This is a genomic window from Ensifer sp. (assembly GCF_035999135.1).
Taxonomy (GTDB): domain Bacteria; phylum Pseudomonadota; class Alphaproteobacteria; order Rhizobiales; family Rhizobiaceae; genus Ensifer.
In genome coordinates, this window is record NZ_DASYGZ010000163.1 from 1 (window position 1) to 23,766 (window position 23,766).

Consider the following 23,766-nt stretch of genomic DNA (forward strand, 5'->3'; position numbering starts at 1 on the left):
TCGTAGATCGGAAGCACGGCGCCACCGGGATAGCCGAAGATATGCTCGACGCCATTGTCCTTCAGTGCCTGGAGAACGATCTCCGCGCCTGTCATCTGGTTTTCTGTACCGCTCATTGACTTGCTTCCGTCCCTTTTCCCAGTTGGGTGCTTAGCTTGTTTGAAGGCATAAAAAAAGGCCCCGTCAGGAGCCTCGTTCAGCGCATGGGTGGCTACCGCCGGATGGTTACACCATCCTGCCCATGCGCCGTCCCACCACAAGAATAACCGCAAAATTTTTCATGGGCCGAGTTGATAACCACAAATGCCCGGGGCGTCAACGGCTTTTAGTTACACGATTGCACCTCCCTGCGGAACATTGTTGCGCGGGCCGAGACGCCTTGAGACGGGGCGGGCCGCGAAATCCGGGCAATCCGGAACCTGTCGATACGAGACGGGCGGCGCCCTTGCGAGGGCGCAAAGCCGCCGATGTCCCGGCGGATCAGGCTTGACGGCCGCGCGGCTTGGCGCTACTCGCTTGCCCGGGCTTCAGATCCCAGCCGCTCGCAGACGCCACGTCGTCCCGGTGAAATCTGACATCTGACGATATCCTCTCGCCCCGAACGCATTTCGTGTGGCAGGCAATGCGAGCCCCTCCTCTTCCCTACCGAAATGCGACGAACAGGAGTGCGGGATGTCCAAGGACACCTCCAGGCAGAATGCCTTTTTGACCGCGCCGCTTGGCGCGATTTTCGTAAAAACAGCGCTGCCGATCATCTTCGTGATGAGCATTAACGGCCTGCTGACGGTCGTCGACGCGATCATGCTCGGCCTTTATGTCGGCACTGATGCCGTGGCCGCTGTCACCAGCGTCTTTCCGATCTTCATCCTCACCGTGGCGCTTGCGACGCTCGTGGTCGGCGGCATGGCGAGCCTCCTCGCCCGCCGCCTCGGCGCCCGGCGCTTTGTCGAGGCGCGAGGCGTCTTTGCCGGCGCCCACATGCTGTCGCTGGCGATCGCCGGCCTGCTGATCGTGCTGTTCATGGCCTTCGGCGAACAGCTGGTGCTCACACTCGCCAACGGTCCCGGGCCTCTCGCTGAGATGGCTTACGGCTACATTGCCATCCTCATCGTCTGCTCGCCCGTCCAGTTCCTGCTGGCGGTGCAATCCGACGCCCTGCGCTGCGAGGGCCGTGTGGGCCTGATGGCGAGCATGAGCCTGCTGGTTTCGCTTGCAAACCTCGCGCTCAACTATGGGCTGATCGCCCTTCTCGGATGGGGCGTGGCGGGCTCCGCGGTCGCGACCGTGATGGCGCAGGCGCTGGCGCTCGGCCTCATCGTCCTTTTCCGCCTTTATGGAGGCACCGAGCTTCGCCTCTCGGCCCTGCTTCAGCACAACCCTTTTACGGGATGGAGACGGATGATCGCGCTCGGCAGTCCGCAGAGCCTCGGCTTCCTCGGCATGGCGCTCGTCTCCATCACGATCATGGCAGCGCTGCGGGCAACGGCGAGCGAAAGCTATCAGACGACCATCGCCGCCTATGGCATCATCACCCGGCTGATGACCTTCGCGCTCTTGCCGCTTCTGGGCCTGAGCCAGGCGATGCAGGCGATCGTCGGCAACAATATCGGCGCTGGATCGAAGGACCGGGCCGACAGGATGCTGCGGCTCGGCCTCATCGTGGCGCTTGCCTATTGCGGCCTCGTCGAAGTGATGCTCGCCGGCTTCGCCGGACCGATCGCATCCGTCTTCGTCAGCGATGATGCGGTCGTTGGCGATGTTGCACGGATCATGCCGGTCATGGTCGCGATGTATCTCGTCTCCGGCCCGCTGATCATGCTCGGCAGCTATTTCCAGGCGATCGGCGATGCCGGCCGGGCTGCGATCCTGGGGCTGTCCAAGCCCTACCTGTTCACCATGCCGCTTGTCGCAGTTTACGCGTCCAACTTCGCAGAACCGGGCATCTGGTTCGCCATGCCGACTGCCGAGGCGCTGCTGCTCGTGGTGGCGATGCTGGTGGTGTGGCAGGCCTCCCGGCAGCGGGCTGCCGCAAGACAGCCAGGCTGACCAGTCTGCGACGCGCCGGCTCGCCGGCGCGTCCGTCCCTGCCCGGCTAAAACCGCGAGAAGCCGACAAGCGGCGGCATGATGAAGCCGCGCCCGTCAGCGATGAAGGGCGCGATCCCCGCAGCCACCGCGTCGCTCGGATTGCCGTAAACCTCCAGCCGCTCCACCGTGCAGTGGACGGACACGTCGTTGATGTGCGTCTCCGACATCTGCCAGTGGCGGACCACGTCGTCAGAGTTGCGGTAGAGCTGAAAACTGACCGCCTGCATCGCCTGCTCGTCGATGAAGCTCTACACCATCAGCTGCGGCGCGTGTTTTTCGACGAAGCCGATCGCGCGCGCCACCGCGTCGCGAAAATCGTCGAGATGGCCGGGTGTGATCCTCATCTGGTTTCGAAACAGCAACTGATCGGTCATGCGTCCTCCATGTCGGTTGGCTCCCGGGCCGGATTGAGCACCGGGAAAATGAGACCCGGACGGGTCACCATGGAAGGGTTCTAGGACCTCAAGCAATCTTGAGGTCAAGCAGCATGGAGGCCACAAAGATTTTAGAGGTCCGCGCTGTCTCATGCACGGCGCATTAACACTTGCCGTGGAAGATTAGCTTGGCTGCATGAAGCAGCTCCAAGAACAAAGGCAATGATATGCTTGACCTCTCCGTGCTCACACCCCTCCTCCTCAGTTTTGGCGCGATTTACCTCTTCTTCCGCTGGGTCGTGTTCGATATGAACGCCCCGAAATAGACCGCCCTCAAGTCTGCCTCCGTGAGAGGCCCGCGATCCCTGTCGGAGCGCACGGAGGCACCGCTATTCATCGACAAGCCTGGCAACGAGATCGCCGAGCAGCCGCTCCAGGCCCTCGTCGTGATCCCTGCTCAGGGCTTCCAAGCCAACCACCTGACGCATGATCTGCACGCCGGCGACGAGCGACATCAAAAGCGCCGCGCGCTGGGCCGCGTCCGGTCCTGAAAGGGCCTGCGTCACGTTTTTCTGGTGATGGCTTTCCACGACCGCCCGCGCAATCTCCACGGCACGCTCGTTGGAGATCGACCGGAGCATGATGAGGAAGCCGTCGAGCGCGGTTGCTTCCGGCTCGGTCACCTTCAGGAGCGCCTTGCTGATGCGAGCCGCCCTGTCGGGCGCGACAAGCGTTTCCGGCGTGGCGATGATCGGCCGCTGGTTGGCGGTCGACAGCACCTCGGCAAACAATCCCTCCTTCGATCCGAAATAGCGGTTGATCAGCATCGCCGTGACCCCTGCCCCTTCGGCGATTTCGCGCACGCCCGCACCCTCATAGCCCGAGGCGATGAAGGCGGCCCGCGCCGATTCCAGTATTGCGGCGCGCGTGGCGTTTGCGTCGCGCCGCCGCGTGTCTCTTGCGGCAGGTCCCTTTTCAGCAGACATGGCCCCTCCTTAGTATACACCTGTAGACATTCTCGTGAATCGGAAGTATACGGATGTAGACATTCAGCCGCAACGCATCTGGCGAGGCGGCCTTCATTGCCTTCATGGAGCCCCCATTGACCAGCATTTGTGCCTATAGCGACGGCCTCAGTTTCTTCCGTTCCTGGCTTTCCGATCCGTTGCGCGTCGCCTCGGTCACGCCATCCAGCCGTTCGCTGGCACGATTGATCACACGGGAGGTCTCGCCGGCTGACGGCCCGGTGCTCGAACTTGGCCCCGGTACCGGTGTCTTCACCCGCGCGCTGATCGAGCGCGGCGTACGCGAGCAGGATCTGATCCTGGTCGAATGCGGCCTCGAATTCGCCAAGGTGCTTCAAGCGCGCTTTCCGGCCGCAACGCTGCTGTCGATCGATGCGGCACGGCTCGCCGATGGCCGGCCCGAGATTTCGGCGGGCATCGGTGCTGCCGTCAGCGGCCTGCCGTTGCTTTCCATGCCGCCGCGCAAGGTTGTCGCAATTCTCCTCGGCATTTTTCTCCACATGCGGCCGGGCGGCCATCTCTACCAGTTCACCTATGGCCCGCGCTGCCCGATCCCGCGGCCGCTGCTCGACCGGCTCGGCCTGCGCGCAAGGCGGGTCGGCGGAACAATCAGGAATTTCCCGCCCGCCTCCGTCTACCGGATCAGCCGGCGCCAACCCTTTGGCCTTGCCGGCATGCTGCGCGGCTGACGAAACGAAGGAAGACCACATCCGATGAACGAGACCGTCCTGGTCACCGGCGGCACCGGCTTCGTTGCCCGCTGGTGCATCGTCTCCCTGCTTGAGCGCGGCTTCAATGTCCGCGCGACCCTGCGCTACCTTGAAAAGGCCGAAGCCGTCAGGCGCTCGATCGCCCCTGTCACCGGTGCCACCGACCGGCTGTCCTTCGCAAAGGCCGATCTGATGCGTGATGACGGCTGGGCCGAAGCGATGGACGGCTGCACTTACGTGCTCCATGTCGCGTCACCGCTTGGCACACCCAAGGGCAGCGGCCGCGATGCCTATGTCCTTCCCGCCCGCGAAGGCACGCTGCGGGTGCTTTCCGCGGCAGTCGATGCCGGCGTCCGGCGCGTGGTCATGACCTCGGCCGCCGCAGCCGCCCGACCGCCGCTCGCATCCGGCCTCGTCAGCGACGAAACGCGATGGGCCGATCCGGATGACCCGCAGTTCGACAACTACCGGGTTTCCAAGATCCTTGCCGAGCGCGCGGCCTGGACATTCATGGAAGGCAAGGCGACGGAGTTTGCGACCGTGCTTCCCGGCGCGGTCTTCGGCCCGGTGCTATCGAGCGAGAATCTCGGCTCCGTGAAGATCATCAGCGACCTCGTCGCCGGCCGCCCCCGCTTCGTGCCGCGCCTAGGCTTCTGGGTGGTCGACGTGCGCGACCTCGCCGACCTGCATGTGACCGCGATGACGGCACCAGAAGCCGCCGGCGAACGCTTCATCGCCGCCGGCGACTTCCAGTGGATGGAGGATATCGCCGCCACGCTGCGCGCAGGCCTCGGCGCCGATGGCCGCAAGGTGCCGAAGCGGCGACTACCGACGGCGCTGGTGCGGCTGCTCGCGCCGCTCAGCCCCGACCTGAAGCCGCTGGCGCCGCTTCTCGGTCGCAAGTTCGCGCTGACTTCGGAGAAGGCCCGGCGCGTGCTCGGCTTTTCGCCGCGGCCGGTGAGCACGACGGTGCTCGATTGCGCCCACAGCCTAATCGACAGCGCAAGACGCTGATCAGGAGCCGTCTCATTGCACCTGCGGCGGCAGCAGAAACAGCGTCATGGCAAAGATCATGTAGACGGTGAGCGCCAGCACGCCCATGTACCAGGCCGAGCGGCCGGCGTTCGAGAGCAGCGTCGCCGCCATGGTCGCGACCAGCATCATCACGATCGCCCCCGGCCAGAACTGCAGGTCCATCGGCTGCGGTCCGAGCACATAGCTGAGCAGCACCAGCAACGGCGCGACGAAAAGCGCGATCTGCACCGCACTTCCAAGCGCGATGCCGACGCTGAGGTCCAGCTTGTCCTTGCGGGCGGCGGAGAAGGCCGTCGCCATTTCGGCTGCAGCCCCCACGAGCGCGACGACGACGAAGCCGACGAAGGCCGGCGTCATGCCAAGCTCTTCGGCCGCCACCTGCACCGAGCCGACGAACACTTCGCTGACGAGCGCCACCAGAACCGTGACGACGAGCAGCACGATGATGCCGGTCGAAAGTGGCCAGCGCACGTCCTCACCGTCGCCATGCCCGGCGCCGGCTGAGACGAAGAGTTCGCGATGCGTGCGGAGCGAAAACAGCATCCACAGCCCATAGGCGACGATCAGCACCACGGAGAGACCGGCGCTCAGTTGCTGGGTGAAGGCCGTCTGCGGCAGGCCGTCGGCAGTCCCGATCAGCGACGGCACCAGCACGGCGACCGTCGCCATGAACAGGAGGCTCGCCTGGAAACGGGCATTGACCCGGTTGAACTCCTGCAGATGAAACTTGAGCCCGCCAAACAGGAACGAACCGCCGAGCATGAACAACGTATTGGTGACGATCGCGCCGGCGATCGAGGCCTTGACCAGCAGATATTGACCCGCGGCAAGCGCCATCAGCGCGATGACGAGTTCGGTCAGGTTGCCGAGCGTGGCATTGAGAAGCGCCCCGATCGTATCGCCCGTGCGCGCCGCCACCGCCTCCGTCGCCTGACTCAACAGCGCCGCCAGCGGCACGATGGCGGCCACCGACAACAGGAAGAGCAAGGTGTGCGCCTGCGGAAAGATGTGTTCGCCGACGATCGCAACGGGCACGAAGATCAGCAACCAGAGAATGGGTGTCCGGATGATAGTGGCAATCGCACCGCCCATGGCTTTCCCCCGCCCCTTGAGCACTCCGGCACGGATCACCTCTGACGATCGCTCGCGCCGGCGGGCCTAGCCTGTCTTGGATTATCCCGCGGCCGACGCCGATCCGCATTGATTTTGATCAAGTCCCGGCAGCCGCGCTCGCCGCCTCGGTCAGGCCTCAGATCTGCTGGATCAGCGCCCGCCCGATCGGCTTCGGCGCTTCGCCGCTCAAGACCAGCGACGTCGTCACCGCGCCATAGCGGGCGATCGTGTCGACGATCGTTTCCAATTCGCCCGGCGTCGGTACCAGCACCTTGAGGAGAAAGCAGTCTTCCCCCGTCAGCCGCAGCACCTCGATCACCTGCGGCATTTCGGAGAACTGCTTGAGGCAGGCGCGGATGTGCTCGTGCGTCGTCTTCAGGCGGATCACCGCCATCATGCCGAGACCGAGCCGCGCCGCATCGATGCGGGCGCCATAGCCCGAGATCACGCCGCGCTCCTCCAGCCGCTTGACCCGCTCCGAGGTCGCCGGTTGCGACAGGCCGATGCGGCGACCGAGCTCCGAAATCGCGATGCGCCCGTCTTCCTGCAACACCTCGATGATCGCGATATCGGTCGGGTCGAGGGCAGAACGGTCAAATCCCATGTTTCACCTTTAATCCATCGGCAAATGGCTGTGCTTTCCGATGATTGCGCATTCAGGCGGCCATGGGAAGCTGGCAGTCTCCCCGCATGTTCAGATGAGAGGACGACATGAGCGACATCATCACCCTGCCCGGCATCGGCGGATCCGGCGAGACGCACTGGCAAACCCGATGGGAGCATGCGAACCCTTGCATGCGCCGTTTCCAACCGAGCGATTGGAATCGTCCGCAACTTGCCGACTGGGTCCAGGCGCTCGACGGCGCTATTGCCTCAGCCGACGAACCGCCGCTCCTCGTCGCCCACAGTCTTGCCTGCCTGCTCGTTGCCCATTGGCACGCGGTCTCCACCCGTCCGATCGCCGGCGCTTTTCTGGTCGCGGTACCCGATCCTGCGTCCACGGCCTTCCCGGGCGAGGCTCTCGGCTTCGCCAGGGTCCCGACGGAACGCTTCCGTTTTCCCTCCCTTGTCGTCGCGAGTTCCAACGACCCCTTCTCCACCATCGGTTATGCGCAGGTTCGGGCGGCGCAATGGGGCAGCAACCTCGTCGAGGCAGGCGCGCTCGGCCACATCAACGGCAAGAGCGGACTTGACGACTGGCCGCAGGGACAGGCGCTGTTCCGGTCGTTTGCAAAGGCGGCAAGTCGCACGACCGCAGACGACGTTGCCCGCGCGCCTGACCGGCAAACGGCAAGGTAGCGCACCTTGCAAGGCACACGCCAAACATGCCAGAAAACGCCGAACCAAACCCTCTCGGAAACGACCATGCAGCCAACCGCGTCGCTGACGGCCTACTACCGCTACTTTGCCCTTTACTGTTTTGCGGTGATGGTGGTCTGCCTGGTCGGAATGATCGCCTACGAATACAACTTTGGCCCGATCCCGAGCGCCGCCCAATATGGACTGTGGTTCGCGCAGGTGATCTGCCCTGCTGCCGCCACGGCCTACCGGTTCGTACAGCACCACCGTCGCTGCCCGACGAAGGACGAGAAGGCGAAACTCGCGCGCGTTTCCCTGGCTCTGGCGGTTGCCATCAATGCGATCCCCCTTCTTGCCATCGTCGGCTGGATCTGCGTGATGGCGTTCATTGTCGGCGATCCGGATTTCCAGATTGTCTACTATGCCTACCGCCAGCAAGCCGTTTGGCTTCTCGTGTCTGCGGATGCCATGTTCTGGATCGTCGTGGCATGCGGCGTTGCCATGTTCTTTTTGGCCTCCTACTTCCTGATCCGGTCGCAGTACGGTCGCTCGGCGCAGAAGTTGGCTGCTCGGATGTTCCCGCAGTGAACGACCACGGCCTGCATCTGTCGTCGAACGATGTGGCATGACGCGCGACAGAGCACGCGCCGACTGAATTTGCTTGCATCTCCGAACTGCAAACCGGTGAAACCACTTATTAAATCCCCCCGGCTAAGATAAGGGGCCGTATTGCCGGGGTTGCGCGTTGCTGAACAATGAACTTCATTCCTCGATCCGCGCCGGAGAGCAGGATCGCCGTGACGGCCTGAAGCCTGGCAACCGGTTCCTTGGACGGGTGGTTGCCTGCAACGGCTCGCGCGCGACCATCGCCGCGATTGCCGAGAACGGCGAAACGTCGCTCACCGAACTCTGGTCGGTCGGCCGGTTGATCTCCATTTCCGTCGGCCGAAACCGCGTCGTGGCGCTTGTTTATTCCATGCAGACCGCCTCCAGCGAATGGGGCGAGGAAGCAAACAACATCTTCCGTATCGAAGTCGAGCTGATGGGCGAGGTCCACAAGGGCCCGGACGGGCGCGAGGAGTTTTCCGCCGGCATCAGCCAGTATCCCTATCTCGGCGCGATCGCCCACCGCATCCGCGCGGCAGATCTTGCCCGCATCTACGATTCCGGCCGCAGCGACAGCTGCATCATCGGCAAGCTCACCCAGGACGAAAGCCTCGACGCGACGATCCATGTGCCCTCGATGCTGGCCAAGCATTTCGCCATCGTCGGCACGACCGGCGTCGGCAAATCGACCGCGGTCACGCTGCTCCTCAACAAGGCGATATCAGCCGATCCGAAGCTGCGCGTGCTGATCCTCGACCCGCACAACGAATTTGCGGCCGCCTTCCCCGATCTTGCCGTCGTCATCGACACCGACACGCTGGACCTGCCGTTCTGGTTCTTCCGGCTGGAAGAGTTCGCCGAAGTGATCTTCCGCGGCCGCCCCGCGCCGCCCGATGAACTCGACATGCTGCGCGACATTATCCCCGAGGCGAAGAAGGCCTTTCGCGGTGGCGGCGATTCCGGCGTCATGCGCCGCCAGACGGAAAAGAGCTCGATCACCGCCGACACGCCTGTGCCCTACCGCATCGCCGATCTGCTGGCGCTGATCGACGAGCGTATCGGCAGGCTCGAGGGCCGCAACGACAAACCGCATCTGCGCTCGTTGAAGGTCAAGATCACCTCGGCGATCAACGATCCGCGCTACCATTTCATGTTCTCGTCGAACACGATCACCGACACGATCCAGGACACGATCGCCCGGGTGTTCCGCATTCCCGGCGACGGCCGGCCGATCGCGACCTTCCAGCTGGCCGGCATCCCCTCCGAAGTCGTCAATTCCGTCGCCTCGGTGCTCTGCCGCATGGCGTTTGAAATCGGGCTCTGGAGCAATGGCGGCATCCATATGCTCGTCGTCTGCGAAGAGGCGCACCGCTACGTGCCGTCCGACCCGACGCTCGGCTTCCTGCCGACGCGCCAGGCGATTGCCCGCATCGCCAAGGAAGGCCGCAAATACGGCGTCTCGCTCGGCATCATCACCCAGCGCCCCGGCGAACTCGACCCGACGATCCTGTCGCAGTGCTCGACCGTCTTTGCCATGCGCCTTGCCAACGACCGCGACCAGGACATCATCCGTTCGGCCATTCCGAACTCGTCGACCTCGACCACCAGCTTCATTTCCTCGATCGGCAATGGCGAGGCGATCGCGTTTGGCGAAGCGGTCGCCGTACCGATGCGCATGCGCTTTTCCCGCATTGCCGAAGAACGCCTCCCCCGCGCCCACGGGATCACCGACCGGATCGACGAAGACCACCCGCCAACGGTCGATTTGCGCTCCATCGTCAGCCGGATGCGCGCGATCAACGGACCGGATATTTCCGGCTTCCAGCAAAGCTTCATGGCAGCCCAGACCGTCAGCGAGGCGCAGCGCTGGGAAGCGGAGCTAGGGCCGGCTGCGCAAGAAGCGCCGCAGCAGGGCTTCAGCGAACCAGAACCCGACATCGAGCCCTACCGCCCGGACATGCTGCCGCGAACAGCACCGCCTGCCAACCCGGAACTCGAACGCTTCAACCAGATCCGCCAACAGCTTTTGAGCGAGAAGCCCGCGCCCGAGCAGCCAGCACCCCGCTACGGCGCCTCGCCGTCTTCCGGGCAGGCGCCAGCGGCCACGCCCGGTGATCGGCCGCGCGAAGGCTCGTTGCGTGAAAGCCTGTTGAAGCGCCCACTCGGCAGCATCATCCGCAAGCCCTGAGGCCAGCGGCATTCGAGCCACCGCGGCATTGATTGCATTAGGCATTGCTTTACAATCGCGTCCGACACCTGGGGAGGCGGTTGATGCGTGAGTTCTGGGATCGCTACGGATGGCTGGCTGGATTCGTGGTAATCGTCGGCGCCTCGCTCCCCTTCTTTTTCGGCAGGGATGCGTTCTGCTCGAGCGACCCGAACGAGCATTGTGGTCGTGAGTGGGTCGCCGCCTCCAGTGGCTGGCTCGCCGTCCTGGCGGCCTTCGTTTCGGTAATCTACCTGGCGCGCCAGATCGATGAGGCCAATGCCCAGCATCGCGAAGTGCTGCGTACGGAAGCCCAGGCAAAGATTGCACTTTGCAAGCGCATGCCCAGGCTCATCGGGATGATCGAGGGCCGCCTGGATGCGATGGCCAAGAACACCGCGACGCCGCTACATCCCATCAGCGCGCTGGACGTCTATTTCAGTGACGTCGATTCTCTAAACACCATTCTCAGCAATCCCGATTACGCCGAATTCGATCGTCTGTTTCAGGGCGACTGGGACGGCATTCACAAACTTCAGAAATCGGTGGCGAACTATCTCCAGTGGAACCACGATCTGCGCAAGGTGCCCGCAGGATCGGATATTGCCAGCTCGCTCGAAAGAATGCGCAGCGGTCTTCAGAACTACCAACAATATCGGGCGTACTGCACGCATTCTCGAGAAGCAGCCCTTGCCTTTGTCAAAGTGTGGGAGAGTGTGGACAGCGCCCCGAGTTGAGCTGGGCCTGCGTGCCATCACACCAACGGAGCAGCTTTCACAGCACGTCAGCGGCACTCGCGATCCGCTGCCAGCTCTCATCGAGCTGGTTGCGGAACCAGGTCATCTGGCGCTTGGCATATTGCCGTGTGGCGGCCGATGCCGTTTCGATCACCTCGGGCGCATCGATCTCGCCTTTGAGCATCGCCGCGATCTGGCTGACGCCGATTGCCTTCATGACGGGCATTTCCGGCGACAGGTTAAGCGAAAGCAGCGCCCTGACCTCCTCGATCGCCCCGCCTGACAGCATCGTCTCGAAACGGCGGTTGATGCGATCGTGCAGGACCTTGCGTTCCGGCAACACCACGTACATCCGCGCCCTGGCCGGATCGACGATCATCGGCCCCGTCTGCTTCTGGAAGAAGCGGATCGGCTTGCCGGTCACCTCGACCACTTCGAGCGCCCTGACGATCCGCTGGCCGTCACCTGGCTTCAGCGTTGCAGCCGTCTCCGGGTCCTTGACCTCAAGCGCGTGGTACAGGTCTTCCGGCCCTTCCGCCTTCAGCCGTTCGCGCAGTCCGTCGCGGATCGCCGCTGGAATATCGGGCATATCAGAGAGACCGCCGGTCAGCGCCTTGAAATAAAGACCTGTGCCGCCGACGAAAACCGGCAGGCACCCTTCTTTCTTCAACCGGGCAACCAGTGACTGCGCTTCGCGCGCCCAGGCACCGGTGGAATAGGCCGCCGACGCCGGTACATGGCCGTAAAGACAGTGCTCGATGCCGCCCATGTCGGCCTCATCAGGCCGCGCCGTCAAAAGCCGCAGCGTGTCATAGACCTGCATGCTGTCGGCATTGACGACCACGCCGCTGTGGCGACGCGCCAGTTCGACGGCAAGCGCGGACTTGCCGCTGGCGGTCGGCCCGGTTATCAGGATCGCGTCGCTCTCGGTATCAAGGTTGTTGTCCATGGCTCTCGTTGCCACGCTTATCGCCAATCCGTCAAATCCTGTTCTGACGCTTCATCTTGCGGAAGCTGCCGCAGACGCCGTCAAGGCATCCGGCCTCTACTGGCTCGCAGACGGCGTCGCCTGCGATTTGGCACTTGCCGACGGCACCGACCCGGACGCGGCCGAAGCGCTGCTGCGCGCAGTGATCGGAAAGGCTGCGATCGACGTCGCGGTGCAGGACGCCGAAAGCCGCCGCAAGAAGCTGCTGATCGCCGATATGGACTCGACCATGATCGGCCAGGAATGCATCGACGAACTCGCCGCCGAAGTCGGCCTCAAAGACAAGGTGGCCGACATCACCGCTCGCGCCATGAACGGCGAGATCGCCTTCGAGCCGGCGCTCACCGAGCGCGTCGCGCTTTTGAAAGGCCTGCCGCTCAGCGTCGTCGACGAGGTGATCGCCAAGCGCATCACCTTGACCCCCGGCGGCAAGCAACTGATCGCCACCATGAAGAGCAAGGGCCATTACACGGCACTCGTCTCCGGCGGCTTCACCGTCTTTACCGGCCCGATTGCCGAGATGCTCGGCTTTCAGGAGAACCGCGCCAACACGCTGCTTTCCCAGGATGGCATTCTGACCGGCGAAGTCGCCTCGCCCATTCTCGGCAAGCAGGCCAAGGTCGACGCACTGCTCGATATCGCCGGCCGCCTCGGCATTTCCACCGACGAGGCCCTTGCCGTCGGCGACGGCGCCAACGATCTCGGCATGATCGAGCTTGCCGGCACCGGCGTGGCGCTTCATGCCAAGCCCGTCGTCGCCGAACAGGCGAACGTCCGCATCGACCATGGCGACCTCACGGCTCTGCTCTACCTGCAGGGCTATCGCAAGACGGACTTCGTCGGATGATCATCTGCAAGAGCGAGCGGCTGAGCATCCGCGCCTGGAAGGAAAGCGACCGCGATCTCTTCTTTGAGATCAACAGTGATCCCAAGGTGATGGAGTTCTTTCCGTTCCGCCGCAGCCGCCCGGAGGCGGACGCGCTGTTTGATCGTGTCGGCCGCGGCATCGCCGAAACCGGACTTGGCTTCTTCGCGATCGCGCTGAAGGGCAATGACCGCCCGATCGGCTTTTGCGGCCTTGCGCTCACCGATCTGGAACCGCATTTTCCCAAAGGCACGGTCGAAATCGGCTGGCGGCTTTCAACCCCCTTTTGGGGCAAGGGCTATGTCACCGAGGCAGCTTCCGAGCTGCTGCGCTACGGCTTCGAAGAGAAAGGCTTGAGCGAGATCGTCTCCTTTGCCGTTGGCGCCAACACCCGCTCGACTGCCGTGATGCAACGGATCGGCATGCGCCGCGACCCGAGCCGCGATTTCGACCACCCGCGCGTGCCAGTCGACCATCCGGCGCTGGTGCGCCACGTGCTTTACGCCATCCGCGCTGAAGAATGGCGGGCGCAGCATCCGAAGGCCGAGAAATAGGCCATCCCAGGGGGACGGCCCCTCAGGCGCCGGCGTTAGCGAACCTGCCGCCCCGCCCCCGGATAGCTTCGCTCGACCCAGTCGACAAAGGCCCGGGCTGCCTCCGACAACGCCTCGAAACGCCGTGTGACGAGAAAGAACGCCCCATAGGGCACCGAAACGTCGAAGGGCCGGATCAGCCTTCCGGCGGCGAGATCGTCGAGCGCATGGTCACGGTCGATGAGGCCGACGCCATTGCCGCGGAGCGTCGCCTGCAGCACCATCGCGCCATCGGCAAAGATGGCGCCGCGCTCCAGCTTGACCGGAGCGACGCCGGCGGCCGCGAACCATTGCTCCCAGAGCGCGCGGTTGTCCTCATGCAGAAGCGCATGCTGCAACAGGTCTTCGGGACGGTCGAGGGGCTGGCCGGCCGTGGCCAGCGCCGGTGCGATCACCGGGATCATCTGCACGCGCGCCAGTGGTCGCGCCTCGACCCGCGGCCAGCGTTCCGAGGTCAGGCTGTGGCGGATGGCGATGTCGGCCTCGCCTCCGCGAAATTCGGCAAGCCGCGGATCGGCATCGATCACCAGGTCGATCTCCGGATGTTCCTGCTGAAACTCCTTGAGATGCGGCACGAGCCAGCAACCGGCAAAGGAAGGCTCGGCGCTGACCTTCAGCGTCTGCGCCAGCCGTCGCCCAGAAAGCGCGTCGAGGCCATCGCTGACCATGTCGAAGGCGGACGTCAGCGTGGAAAGCAGTGCCCGACCATCGGCATTCAGCCGCACACTGCGGTGGTGCCGTTCAAACAGCGGCCGCCCAATCAGCTCCTCGAGTTCGCGAACCTGCCGGCTGATCGCCGCTTGAGAGACGAAGAGTTCGGCTGCGGCCAGCGTAAAACTCTCCAGCCGCCCGGCCGCCTCGAAACTCCGCAACGCCGTCAGGGGCAGCCTTCCGCGCTTCATGCATAACCTCAAGTTATCCGAAGCTGACTGTAAACTCGTTTGAGGGATCCCGGCAAGTGCGGTGAAATGAAGGTTAGAAAGGAGGTGCGACCATGCTTGTGATCATCGAAATCCTGTTCGAAGCCCTGCGGCTGGCAACCTTCCAGCCGGGGAGGCAGCGGGGCCAGCACACCCCGGCGGATGGCAGCGTTCGAGGAACGCTAGGCTGCGGATCTCAAGGCCGTTTCCAAACCGACGTCCCGGCGGCGCGATCGTAGACAGGGTCGCGCTTTCGAACGACAGAGACGATAATCCACGCGAACCACCCGAAAAAGATGAGGCCCGCGACAATATTGCCGCCGACGAAGGCGGGATGGCTGAGCAGGGCATACGGGTCTCCACCCCCATACCCGACCGCAAGGCTGTATCCGAACGTCACCAGGATGCCCGGGACCAGCGCTGCGAACATCACACCGTAACGCAGCAAGGCGGAGCGGACGGATATGCCGGGCGCCAGGGCATCGTCACTGCGCGTCGTGCGGATCGAAAGCAGCCGTTTGCCGAGCGTTGCGCCGTGGCGGCTTTCGAGCACGACCAAGTAGGCGAAGAACACCAGGTAGGCCAAGAGATCGATTGACCATACGTCGCGTTGCTTCCCGTCCGCCCCCAGATAGTAGACATGCGAAATCCGGGTCGTTACTCCGCCCTCCAATGTGACCCTGCTCACCGTCAGGGTTCTCGCCATGTCGAAGCCAGCCAGCGTAACCCGGCAGTCGACGATGCTGTTGTAATCGGGGGGTGGCGCCATGGTTGGCACGATCGGAAGGCTGGGCAATTCGTTACACACCGTGCCGTAAATGCCAAAGCGCGACTGCACGCTTCCGTCGGTCAGCGCGAACAGAACGATGACCAAAACCTGCATCGGCAGGGCGATAATCAGGGCGTCGATAAGAAATGCGACGGCTCGCCGCCAGAAGCCCGCCCGTAACATGACACTCTCGACCGCAACGCTGTCAGCCATTTACCCCTCGACGACGACCACAAGACACATGCAGCAACTGTAAAACAACTCTGCAGGGAATCAACGCCCGCCCTCTTGGCAGCACGCGAATGCCCGCTTGATGGCGAAAGGTCCGAGGCGCGGTTCGCCCAGCCGCAATGCGTTCCGCACTGCGCGGACGTCGAAAAATGCGTGGGCGTGGTTGAGATGGCCGGGAAGTGCTCCGTCAACGCCACCGCTTGCAGGGCCACCGCTTGCAGGAGGAAGGGACCGGCGGGCAACCGGAGGCGCCCCGGCCCGCCCCATGAACGCTCGAAGCGCCACCCGCCCGGACACCGCCCACCTGAATCAGGATCTGAAGAACCGGACTCGTTCTTTCAGAAAGTCAGGCGATCCTTTTGAAAAGGCTGATCAAGCCGAGGTCACGCCGCGATCCAGCAGGCTGCGACGCCTACTCCACCCTGACACTGACGAAGCGCAGTTCGCCGGTCTTGTTGGAGAGCAACAGCTGCGCGTTGCGCCGGCCGCTGGACTTCAGTTCCTCGATCCGGTCGGTGACGTCGCTGGGCGTATCCATCGCCTCCTGGCTGACCTCGACGATGACGTCGCCGGGCTCCACGCGCCGTTCGGCCGCCACCGAGTTCGGCACGACCTCGGTGATCACCACGCCGTCGATGTCTTCGGCAATGCCGTACTTCTTGCGGGCCTCCTCGTTCAGCATCGCAAGCTTCATGCCGAGCACGACATCGGTCGCCGGCAGCGGCGCGGCCTCGGGTTTGTCCGCCTTCGAACCGTCTTCGCCGGTCGCGGTTGCCGATGCGCTGGCAAGCGCCCCGTCTTCCAGGCGTCCGAGCGTCACCTTCACCGTCTGCTCCTTGCCATCGCGGAAGACGACGACGTCGACCGCCTTGCCCACGGCCGTTTCGGCCACGACGCGCTGCAGGTCGCGCATTTCGCTGACTTCGCGGCCGTCAAACTTGACGATGACGTCACCGGACTTGATTTCGCCATTTGCAATCGGCCCACCCTCGATGATGCCGGAGACGAGCGCACCGCGCGGCGAGGCCATCTTCAGGCTCTCGGCGATATCGTCGGTCACCGGCTGGACGCGAACGCCGAGCCAGCCGCGCCGGGTCTCGCCGAAGTCCTTCAACTGCAGCACGACATTGGCGGCAAGCTCCGTCGGCACCGAGAAGCCGATACCGATCGAGCCGCCCGACGGCGAGATGATCGCCGTGTTGATGCCGATCACTTCGCCGGCCATGTTGAACAGCGGCCCGCCGGAATTGCCGCGGTTGATCGCCGCGTCCGTCTGGATGAAGTTGTCATAGGGGCCGGCATTGATGTTGCGGCCGCGCGCCGAGATGATGCCGACCGAGACCGAGCCGCCGAGACCGAAGGGGTTGCCGATCGCCATCACCCAGTCGCCGATGCGCATCTTGCGGGAATCACCGAAAGGAACCGCCTTCAGCGGCGCCTTCGGCTCCACCTTCAGGACCGCGAGGTCGGTCTTGGTGTCCTTGCCGACAAGTGTGGCCTTCAGCTTGCTGCCATTGGCGAAGTTGATTTCGATGTCGTCGGCGCCCTCGATCACGTGATTGTTGGTGACGATGAAGCCCGAGGGGTCGATGACGAAGCCAGAGCCGAGCGATTCGACCGTACGCTGGCGATTGTCGCTCTGGCCGCCCTTGCCCTTGAAGAATTCATCGAAGTAGCGCTGATAGGGTGAGCCCTCCGGCACTTGCGGCGCCGGCGCATCGTCGTCGTTCTTGACCTTCTGCGATGTCGCGATGTTGACGACGGCATCAAGCAGACCGGCGGCAAGATCGGCAACCGAAGCCGGACCGTTGGTCGGCGGACGGATGGCGGTGTTCTGGGCAAGCGCCGTGCTGCTGACGGCGAGCGCGCCTGCAAGCGTCAGAACGCTCAGGGTGGCGCCAAGCGAGTGAGCTCGGGATTTCGTTCGCGTGGACAATTCGCTTAAGCTCCTCTGGCTGTTCAGCCGGCAACCGCGTCTGGCCGCCACCTCTCCTGCTTCAGGCGCTGACGCGCCCTTCTGCATGCTTCCTTTAACCGCAATCGATCAAAGGAAGAAACACGCAGAAATTCATGGTGTTACAGCGACGTTTGCGCGTCTGATAAGACGCAAGGCACTGTACCACTTCGTTTCCTCGCACAAATTCGCACCGACCGGAACCGGTAACAGCACCTGCGCGAAGGGCGCGCCGTCGCAATCCTCAAGATCACCTGGCGCGCGATCTTCCCTTGAAGATACGGCGGAATTCGGAAGCGTCCAAACACGATTTCCTGATCCTTTCACGGGACGTCCGAGAAAGGTCGCAAGCGCTGCATTCGTCGAGGAGGACGCGACCTGTCAGGTCGTCAGCTCGTGGCCGTGTTCTTTCAATGCGCGCACCGCCTTGTCGAGGTCGGAGCCGGCAACGAAGATGTAATCGGTGCTGAAGGTCGAATTGGCGAAGATGCCGACGCCGGCGTCCGAAAGCGGCTGGAGCACGGACGCAAGCACGCCCGGCACGTCGAAGGCAAAGTGCTGCTCGATGCGGAAGCAGCGCCAGCCGAGCGAGCTCTGAATGCTGGAAGGAACGCGGGCCGCGCGGCAGACGAGCGTCATTTCCTCGCGCGAGCTGGAAACGGTCCAGAAACCCGGCCCCGGCAACCATTCCGGTATGCTGGAGCCAATGTTGAGACGGGTGATGGCGTATTCGGCATCGACCAGGCGGATCAGCAATTTACGTGGCATTTCGCATTATCCTCGAAGCAACCATACAAGTCCGACCCCGGCAGCCACTGAAACGAGCCCCGCCAGTCGAAGCTGATGCTCGGGGACATACGGCAAACGCTTCGCCATTTCCACCAAAACCAAAGGGGCCAGTGCGTACACCAGCCCCTCGATGATCAGGAAGAAAGCGAATCCTGTCAGAAAGTCTGACATCGCCCGCCTAGTTTCCGGTCGCCGCTTGCGGCGCTGCGGCCGGCGCGGTGCCTTCCGAGTTGTTGAAGTAACGGAAGAATTCCGAATGCGGCGAAAGCACCAGCGTCGTGTCCGGGCTACCGATCGACTGGGTGTAGGCCGTCATCGAGCGATAGAACTCGAAGAACTTCGGATCGCGCGCAAAGGCGTCGGCAAAGGTCTTCGTGCGTTCGGCTTCGCCTTCACCGCGCAGGATTTCCGAATCACGCTGGGCGTCGGCGACGATCTCGACGACCTGGCGGTCGGCAATCGCGCGGCGGCGCTGGCCTTCTTCGTTACCGCGGGCGCGGATCAGTTCAGCTTCCGCCAGACGCTCGGCCTTCATGCGGTCGTAGGTCTGTTGCGACACTTCCTGCGTCAGGTCGGTGCGGCGGATACGGACGTCCTCGATGTTGAGGCCGAGCGACTCGGCGTCGTTCTTGAGGTCGGCGCGCACTTCACGCATCATCGACGCACGCTCGTCCGAGAGCGCCGCCTCGAAGCCGCGAAGACCGTAGACGCGACGCAGCGATGCGTCGAGACGGGTCCTCAGGCGCGATTCCGCAGCGTCGCGATCGCCCGAAACCGTTTCGCGGAAGCGACGGGGATCGGAGATCTTGTAGACGACGAAGGCGTCGACTTCGTAGAACTTGCCGCCCGAGACCTGGACGCGGATGTTGTCGAGGTCGAAGCGCAGGGCCTGGTCTTCGACATACTGGACGCGGTCGGCGTCCATGAAGGCGAAGGGCAGCTTGAAGTAGAGGCCCGGCTGGCTCTTGACGTCCTTGATCTGACCGAAGCGCACGACGATCGCCTGCTGGCGCTCGTTGACGACGAAGACCGAGGAATAGATGCCGACGAAGACGACGGCGAGCAGGATCAGGATAACGGAGGTACGGTTGTTGATCACTGGGCTGCTCCCGACACTGCTGCGGCACCCGACGAGGTCGGACGGCCGATTTCATTGAGCGGCAGGTAGGGCAGGACGCCCTGGCCGTTCTTCTCGTCGAGGATGACCTTCTTCGACTTGCCGAGAACTCCCTGCATCGTTTCGAGGTAGAGCCGCTTGCGGGTGACCTCGGGCGCCTTGGAATACTCGTCATAGACGGAGACGAAGCGCTGCGCCTCACCCTGTGCTTCCTTGACGACGCGGTCCTTGTAGGCGGCTGCCTCTTCGCGGATCTGCGCGCCCTGACCACGGGCCTTACCCAGCACCTGGTTGGCGTACTGGTTGGCTTCCTCGACGAAGCGGTCTTCGTCCTGCTCGGCACGCTGCACTTCGTCGAACGCATCGGCCACTTCGCGCGGCGGTGCTGCGTCCTCGATCGCGACCGTGTTGACGGAGACGCCGGTGCCGTAGGTGTCCATGGTCGCCTGGATCGTGCTCTTCACGTCGGCAGCGATCGCCTGACGGTTGTCACGGAAGATGTCCTGCGCCGGACGACGGCCGACGACTTCACGCATCGCGCTTTCGGCGACCTGCTGCAGCGTGTCGGACGGGTTCTCGACGTTGAAGAGATAGGCCTTCGGGTCGGTGACCGAATAGAGAACCGAGAACTGGACGTTGACGATGTTCTGGTCGCCGGTCAGCATCAGGCCGGAATTGGCCTGACCGCTCGAACGGCCGCCAATGTTCTGCTGCTGCTCGGTGATCTTGACGAATTCGACGGTTTCGAACGGCCAGAAGTGATAATGCAGGCCGGGCATCGAAATTTCGTCCTTCGGCTTGCCGAAGCGCATTTCGACACCACGCTCGTCCGGCTGGACGGTGTAGATCGAGTTGATGAGGACAAAGCCGACGATCAGCAGCCCGACGATGGCGAAGACGCCGCCGTTAAAGCCGCCGGGAACGACGTTCTTGAGCTGGTCCTGTCCACGGCGAATGATCTCTTCGAGATCCGGCGGACCACCCTTGCCACCGCCGCCGCGCGGCCGGTTCGGCCCCTGGCCCCAAGGTCCCCCCTGATTGCCACCGCCGCCGCCGCCCCAAGGGCCGCCGCCGCCATTCTGATTGCTCCAGGGCATCAAAACCTCTCTGTTGAATACTTCCCACGCAAAACGGCCGCGCCACCGCACGGTCGTTCATGATGTGAAACCGTTATAGGTATCCCCTCAACCGCTTTCAACGCGATACGCCCGAGTTCACCGTAAATGGTTCAAAATAGTTGACGATCCGCCGCGTCAGGCTGTCGCACGTCGCCTGTAGGTGACGAAATGCATCGCGTGACTGTCCTTTTCGCCCTGCGGCAGGTCCTCTTCAAACACCTTCTCGAAGATTGCGGGATCGATATCGGGAAAGCGCGTATCGCCATCCACCTCCGCCTGCACCTCGGTCACATGCAGGATATCGGTCACGCCGATCGCCTGGCGATAGATCTCGCCGCCACCGATGATGCAGATCTCGTCGACGCCCGCGGCAGCGGCCTCGCGGTTCGCCACTGCGATCGCCGCGTCGAGCGAGGGCACGATGGTTGCGCCATCGGCTGCGAAATCGGCATTGCGCGTAATGACGATATTGGCGCGGCCGGGCAGCGGCCGCCCGAGCGAGGCCCAGGTCTTGCGGCCCATGACCACGGGCTTGCCGATCGTCAGCGCCTTGAAACGCTTGAGATCGGTCGAAAGTCGCCAGGGCAGATCACCGTCACGGCCGATGACGCCGTTGGCAGCGACCGCAACGACGATCGAAATCTTGGGATCGGTGCTCTTCTTGTCAGTCATGGAACCCTTCAATCATGGACACCCTCGAACAGGACGCCTTTTAATCATGGAAGCCCTGGGGCTTGCTGTCGATTTCCCTTGCGCGGTCGTAGGCAGCCCGGTCGGTCACCACTCGGATATAGCGGTCGACCACCACGCTCTCGGGCAGGATCTTGCGCATCCATTGCAGCGCGCTTGCCAGAAGCAGGTCGGCGGCACTCATGGTTTCGCCGAGCAGATAGGTCCGGCGGGTGAGCACCTCGATCACATGCGCGCACATTTCGCTATAGAGCCGCGCCTGCGCCGGATTGTTGATGGTGGCGCCGGAGATATGGGCGAGCGCCGTCGGCTCGATCACGCCGGCATAATAGGCAAGCCACGAGAGATAGGCACCCCGCTCCTTGTGACCGGGCGGGCGACCGAGGCTGCAATCGGGATAAAGGTCGGTGAGATACTGAACGACGGCGGCCGATTCCCAGATCACCGCCCCGTTGTGGATGAGTGCCGGCACCTGCTTGTGCGGATGCGGATTGCTGTCGTCGGGCTCGCCGGAGCCATCCCAGCGGCGGATCGACACGTAGCGGATCTCGTACTCGGCCCCCAGTTCCTCAAGCAGCCAGACGATGCGCGACGATCGCGACAACGGCGCATGAACGAGTGTGAGCATCCATACCTCCCTTGGACGGCACCCTCGCCGGGCCGCCCCTTCGTCAGACACCGGCCCAGGCGGCTCCGGCGACGGAAACACTCGCCGCATCGGCCAGAGAGCCGGGCGCGGCGCAGGTGGAGCAAGCGAAACTCAGGGATGCGGGCCGGCCCGCCGCAATACCCGACAGGTCAGACCGCGATTGGCGCCCTGATCGTTGAATCGGCTTCGTAGCCGACGAGCGTAAAGTCTTCGAAGCGGAAAGAAAACAGGTCTTTCACCTCAGGATTGATTTCCATCTGCGGCAGCGCTTTCGGCGTGCGGGTGAGCTGCAGCCGCGCCTGGTCGAAATGGTTGTGGTAGATGTGGGCGTCGCCGAGCGTGTGCACGAAATCGCCGAGTTTCAGCCCTGTCACCTGCGCCACCATCATCGTCAGGAGCGCATAGGAGGCGATGTTGAAGGGCACGCCGAGGAAGATGTCGGCCGAGCGCTGGTAGAGCTGGCAGGAAAGCCGGCCGTCGGCGACGTAGAACTGGAACAGGCAGTGGCAGGGCGGCAGCGCCATTTCGTCCACCAGTGCCGGGTTCCAGGCCGAAACGATATGCCGACGCGAATTTGGATTGACTTTCAGGCCTTCGACGAGGCCCTGGATCTGGTCGATATGCCGCCCGTCCGGCGCCGGCCAGGAGCGCCACTGGTAGCCATAGACGGGACCGAGATCGCCGTTCTCGTCGGCCCATTCGTCCCAGATCGTGACGCCGTTGTCCTTGAGATAGGCGATGTTGGTGTCACCCTTCAGGAACCAGAGCAGCTCATGGATGATCGAGCGCAGATGCAGCTTCTTGGTCGTCAGCACGGGGAAGCCCTCAGACAGATCGAAGCGCATCTGGTGGCCGAAGACCGAACGCGTGCCCGTGCCCGTCCGGTCGCCCCGGTCGGTTCCGTTTTTCATCACATGGTCGAGAAGGTCGAGATATTGCTGCATGGTCTGGCGCCGCCGATTCGTCGTTGTCCCCAAATTTAGGGCGAAGCCGGCGGCGAACCAATGACCTCCTGGCGATTATCCATCGGGAATTGGACCAGGGCGCGGGAAAACGAACGGTCCTGTTGCATTTTCGCCCGGCCCGCCCCTTCCCGGTGCGGCGTTAGAGCGCCTGCAGTTTCCCGAGGTTCTTCGCGACGAGATAATAGAAGGTCACGCGCGACTTCGACCGGTCAGCCGCCATCGCCTTGGCGGTCGCCTCGATCGCCTTGTCCGCGTCCGCGCCGCCGATGCCGAGCTTCTTTTCGCACCACTTCTCCTTGACGCGCTCGAGCTCCTTCGGGTCGGTTGCCGATACCAGCGACGAATCCTTGTTGCGAAGGGCGATGCCGAGATGGCGCACGATCTTGTTCACAACGGCTTCGTCGGCGCCGCTGTCGTATTTCTGCACATCTGCGAGGTAGTCCGTCATGAGGCCTCCAGGTTGCTTTTGCTTTCAAGAAGACGACCGGTCCTGCCGGCCGCGGGCAGCAGCGGGAGTTTTTCATGGCTGCCGGTCAAGTCAAGCCAGTTCTGCCCAGGTCGGTTCAAGCCAGCCGGGATTCGGCCAGTTCGAGCCGGTTCGGGCCAGATGGGCAACGCGGGCGGGACAAAGTCATATATCCGACACATCCCCCTTTTCTTGGACGCCGGAAAGACCTATATGAACGGTGCCGTCTTCGGGCGGCTATGGCAATAAACGGGCGATGAAATAAACCCATTGGACCCGGGGGCGGTACCCGGCGCCTCCACCAAAAACCGATCCTTGCCGATCGGCTTTTGATGGGGGCGAAATAGGATCGACAAGGGCGTAAAGATCGACTTTTTGCTCGGCATTGTACCACCGTTATCGGGCTAAACTTATAGTTGCAAACGACAACTATGCTGAAGCACGTCTCGCTGCTTAATCG

At 63.3% G+C, this 23,766-nt stretch carries 27 protein-coding genes and 1 other RNA gene; 10 read left to right on the forward strand and 18 right to left on the reverse strand.

The window, feature by feature from the left end; all coding sequences use genetic code 11:
* Positions 1–116, reverse strand: a 116-nt coding sequence (locus VGO12_RS32245) for a thiamine pyrophosphate-binding protein (protein WP_414650755.1), incomplete at its 3' end; no start/stop codon positions are given.
* Between the two features lie 556 nt (positions 117–672).
* Here VGO12_RS32245 and VGO12_RS21020 point away from each other — a divergent pair.
* On the forward strand, positions 673–2,046 hold the full coding sequence (locus VGO12_RS21020) for an MATE family efflux transporter (protein WP_327514697.1): 1,374 nt from the start codon (positions 673–675) through the stop codon (positions 2,044–2,046).
* A 46-nt stretch (positions 2,047–2,092) separates the two neighbouring features.
* Here VGO12_RS21020 and VGO12_RS21025 read toward each other — a convergent pair whose 3' ends face one another.
* From VGO12_RS21025 to VGO12_RS21035, 3 genes are all read right to left on the reverse strand, one after another.
* Complete coding sequence (locus tag VGO12_RS21025) at positions 2,093–2,314, reverse strand: hypothetical protein (RefSeq protein WP_327514698.1); 222 nt, start codon at positions 2,312–2,314, stop codon at positions 2,093–2,095.
* Between the two features lie 21 nt (positions 2,315–2,335).
* On the reverse strand, positions 2,336–2,461 hold the full coding sequence (locus VGO12_RS21030) for a hypothetical protein (protein WP_327514699.1): 126 nt from the start codon (positions 2,459–2,461) through the stop codon (positions 2,336–2,338).
* Positions 2,462–2,850: 389 nt separating this feature from the next.
* Entirely contained in the window at positions 2,851–3,447 is a 597-nt protein-coding gene (locus tag VGO12_RS21035) for a TetR/AcrR family transcriptional regulator (RefSeq protein ID WP_327514700.1), read from the reverse strand.
* Positions 3,448–3,563: 116 nt separating this feature from the next.
* Between VGO12_RS21035 and VGO12_RS21040 the strand changes: the two genes are divergently transcribed.
* Together VGO12_RS21040 and VGO12_RS21045 are read left to right on the forward strand one after the other, a co-directional pair.
* Positions 3,564–4,175, forward strand: coding sequence for an SAM-dependent methyltransferase (locus tag VGO12_RS21040; RefSeq protein WP_327514701.1), 612 nt, complete (start codon positions 3,564–3,566; stop codon positions 4,173–4,175).
* A gap of 24 nt (positions 4,176–4,199) precedes the next feature.
* Positions 4,200–5,210: an NAD-dependent epimerase/dehydratase family protein gene (locus VGO12_RS21045; RefSeq protein WP_327514702.1), complete on the forward strand. Its 1,011-nt coding sequence runs from the start codon at positions 4,200–4,202 to the stop codon at positions 5,208–5,210.
* Between the two features lie 12 nt (positions 5,211–5,222).
* On the opposite strand, the gene cax is transcribed toward VGO12_RS21045, so the two are convergent.
* Both cax and VGO12_RS21055 read right to left on the reverse strand, forming a co-directional pair.
* Positions 5,223–6,323, reverse strand: coding sequence for a calcium/proton exchanger (gene cax / locus VGO12_RS21050; RefSeq protein ID WP_327514703.1), 1,101 nt, complete (start codon positions 6,321–6,323; stop codon positions 5,223–5,225).
* Between the two features lie 157 nt (positions 6,324–6,480).
* Positions 6,481–6,948, reverse strand: coding sequence for an Lrp/AsnC family transcriptional regulator (locus VGO12_RS21055; protein WP_327514704.1), 468 nt, complete (start codon positions 6,946–6,948; stop codon positions 6,481–6,483).
* Positions 6,949–7,055: 107 nt separating this feature from the next.
* Here VGO12_RS21055 and VGO12_RS21060 point away from each other — a divergent pair, with 107 nt between their 5' ends.
* From VGO12_RS21060 to VGO12_RS21075, 4 genes are all read left to right on the forward strand, one after another.
* On the forward strand, positions 7,056–7,643 hold the full coding sequence (locus VGO12_RS21060; RefSeq protein WP_327514705.1) for an RBBP9/YdeN family alpha/beta hydrolase: 588 nt from the start codon (positions 7,056–7,058) through the stop codon (positions 7,641–7,643).
* Between the two features lie 66 nt (positions 7,644–7,709).
* Positions 7,710–8,231, forward strand: a complete 522-nt coding sequence (locus tag VGO12_RS21065) for an ABZJ_00895 family protein (protein ID WP_327514706.1) — start codon at positions 7,710–7,712, stop codon at positions 8,229–8,231.
* A 157-nt stretch (positions 8,232–8,388) separates the two neighbouring features.
* Positions 8,389–10,437: an ATP-binding protein gene (locus VGO12_RS21070; RefSeq protein ID WP_327514707.1), complete on the forward strand. Its 2,049-nt coding sequence runs from the start codon at positions 8,389–8,391 to the stop codon at positions 10,435–10,437.
* Between the two features lie 83 nt (positions 10,438–10,520).
* Positions 10,521–11,192 (forward strand): hypothetical protein, encoded by a 672-nt coding sequence (locus VGO12_RS21075; protein WP_327514708.1) that lies wholly within the window; start codon positions 10,521–10,523, stop codon positions 11,190–11,192.
* Between the two features lie 37 nt (positions 11,193–11,229).
* Here the strand turns inward: VGO12_RS21075 and miaA are convergent, their stop codons facing one another.
* Complete coding sequence (gene miaA / locus VGO12_RS21080) at positions 11,230–12,141, reverse strand: tRNA (adenosine(37)-N6)-dimethylallyltransferase MiaA (protein WP_327514709.1); 912 nt, start codon at positions 12,139–12,141, stop codon at positions 11,230–11,232.
* Between miaA and serB the strand changes: the two genes are divergently transcribed.
* Positions 12,140–13,027, forward strand: a complete 888-nt coding sequence (serB, locus tag VGO12_RS21085) for a phosphoserine phosphatase SerB (protein ID WP_327514710.1) — start codon at positions 12,140–12,142, stop codon at positions 13,025–13,027. The genes miaA and serB overlap by 2 nt on opposite strands.
* The gene (locus tag VGO12_RS21090) at positions 13,024–13,599 is read left to right on the forward strand and encodes a GNAT family N-acetyltransferase (protein ID WP_327514711.1); all 576 of its coding nucleotides are present in this window, start codon (positions 13,024–13,026) and stop codon (positions 13,597–13,599) included. Before serB ends, VGO12_RS21090 begins: the two co-directional genes overlap by 4 nt.
* 35 nt (positions 13,600–13,634) lie before the next feature.
* Here the strand turns inward: VGO12_RS21090 and VGO12_RS21095 are convergent, their stop codons facing one another.
* From VGO12_RS21095 to VGO12_RS21145, 11 genes are all read right to left on the reverse strand, one after another.
* Positions 13,635–14,540, reverse strand: coding sequence for a LysR substrate-binding domain-containing protein (locus tag VGO12_RS21095; RefSeq protein ID WP_327514712.1), 906 nt, complete (start codon positions 14,538–14,540; stop codon positions 13,635–13,637).
* Between the two features lie 214 nt (positions 14,541–14,754).
* Positions 14,755–15,540 carry an RDD family protein gene (locus tag VGO12_RS21100; RefSeq protein WP_327514713.1) on the reverse strand — a complete coding sequence of 262 codons (786 nt, stop codon included), beginning with the start codon at positions 15,538–15,540 and terminating at the stop codon, positions 14,755–14,757.
* A 430-nt stretch (positions 15,541–15,970) separates the two neighbouring features.
* Positions 15,971–17,581, reverse strand: a complete 1,611-nt coding sequence (locus VGO12_RS21105) for a DegQ family serine endoprotease (protein WP_414650754.1) — start codon at positions 17,579–17,581, stop codon at positions 15,971–15,973.
* Between the two features lie 312 nt (positions 17,582–17,893).
* On the reverse strand, positions 17,894–18,280 hold the full coding sequence (locus tag VGO12_RS21110) for an ACT domain-containing protein (protein ID WP_327514715.1): 387 nt from the start codon (positions 18,278–18,280) through the stop codon (positions 17,894–17,896).
* A 6-nt stretch (positions 18,281–18,286) separates the two neighbouring features.
* Complete coding sequence (locus tag VGO12_RS21115; protein ID WP_077960550.1) at positions 18,287–18,472, reverse strand: DUF2065 domain-containing protein; 186 nt, start codon at positions 18,470–18,472, stop codon at positions 18,287–18,289.
* A 7-nt stretch (positions 18,473–18,479) separates the two neighbouring features.
* Complete coding sequence (locus VGO12_RS21120; RefSeq protein WP_327514716.1) at positions 18,480–19,400, reverse strand: protease modulator HflC; 921 nt, start codon at positions 19,398–19,400, stop codon at positions 18,480–18,482.
* Positions 19,397–20,515 carry an FtsH protease activity modulator HflK gene (gene hflK / locus VGO12_RS21125; RefSeq protein WP_327514717.1) on the reverse strand — a complete coding sequence of 373 codons (1,119 nt, stop codon included), beginning with the start codon at positions 20,513–20,515 and terminating at the stop codon, positions 19,397–19,399. The genes VGO12_RS21120 and hflK overlap by 4 nt, the downstream gene beginning before the upstream one ends.
* Positions 20,516–20,671: 156 nt before the next feature.
* Positions 20,672–21,208: a dihydrofolate reductase gene (locus VGO12_RS21130; protein WP_327514718.1), complete on the reverse strand. Its 537-nt coding sequence runs from the start codon at positions 21,206–21,208 to the stop codon at positions 20,672–20,674.
* A gap of 40 nt (positions 21,209–21,248) precedes the next feature.
* Entirely contained in the window at positions 21,249–21,854 is a 606-nt protein-coding gene (locus tag VGO12_RS21135; protein WP_327514719.1) for a glutathione S-transferase, read from the reverse strand.
* A 170-nt stretch (positions 21,855–22,024) separates the two neighbouring features.
* Complete coding sequence (locus tag VGO12_RS21140; RefSeq protein WP_327514720.1) at positions 22,025–22,819, reverse strand: thymidylate synthase; 795 nt, start codon at positions 22,817–22,819, stop codon at positions 22,025–22,027.
* Between the two features lie 160 nt (positions 22,820–22,979).
* Complete coding sequence (locus VGO12_RS21145) at positions 22,980–23,288, reverse strand: DUF2853 family protein (protein WP_327514721.1); 309 nt, start codon at positions 23,286–23,288, stop codon at positions 22,980–22,982.
* A gap of 201 nt (positions 23,289–23,489) precedes the next feature.
* Between VGO12_RS21145 and ssrA the strand changes: the two genes are divergently transcribed.
* Positions 23,490–23,766: a transfer-messenger RNA gene (ssrA, locus tag VGO12_RS21150) on the forward strand; the annotation flags it as partial.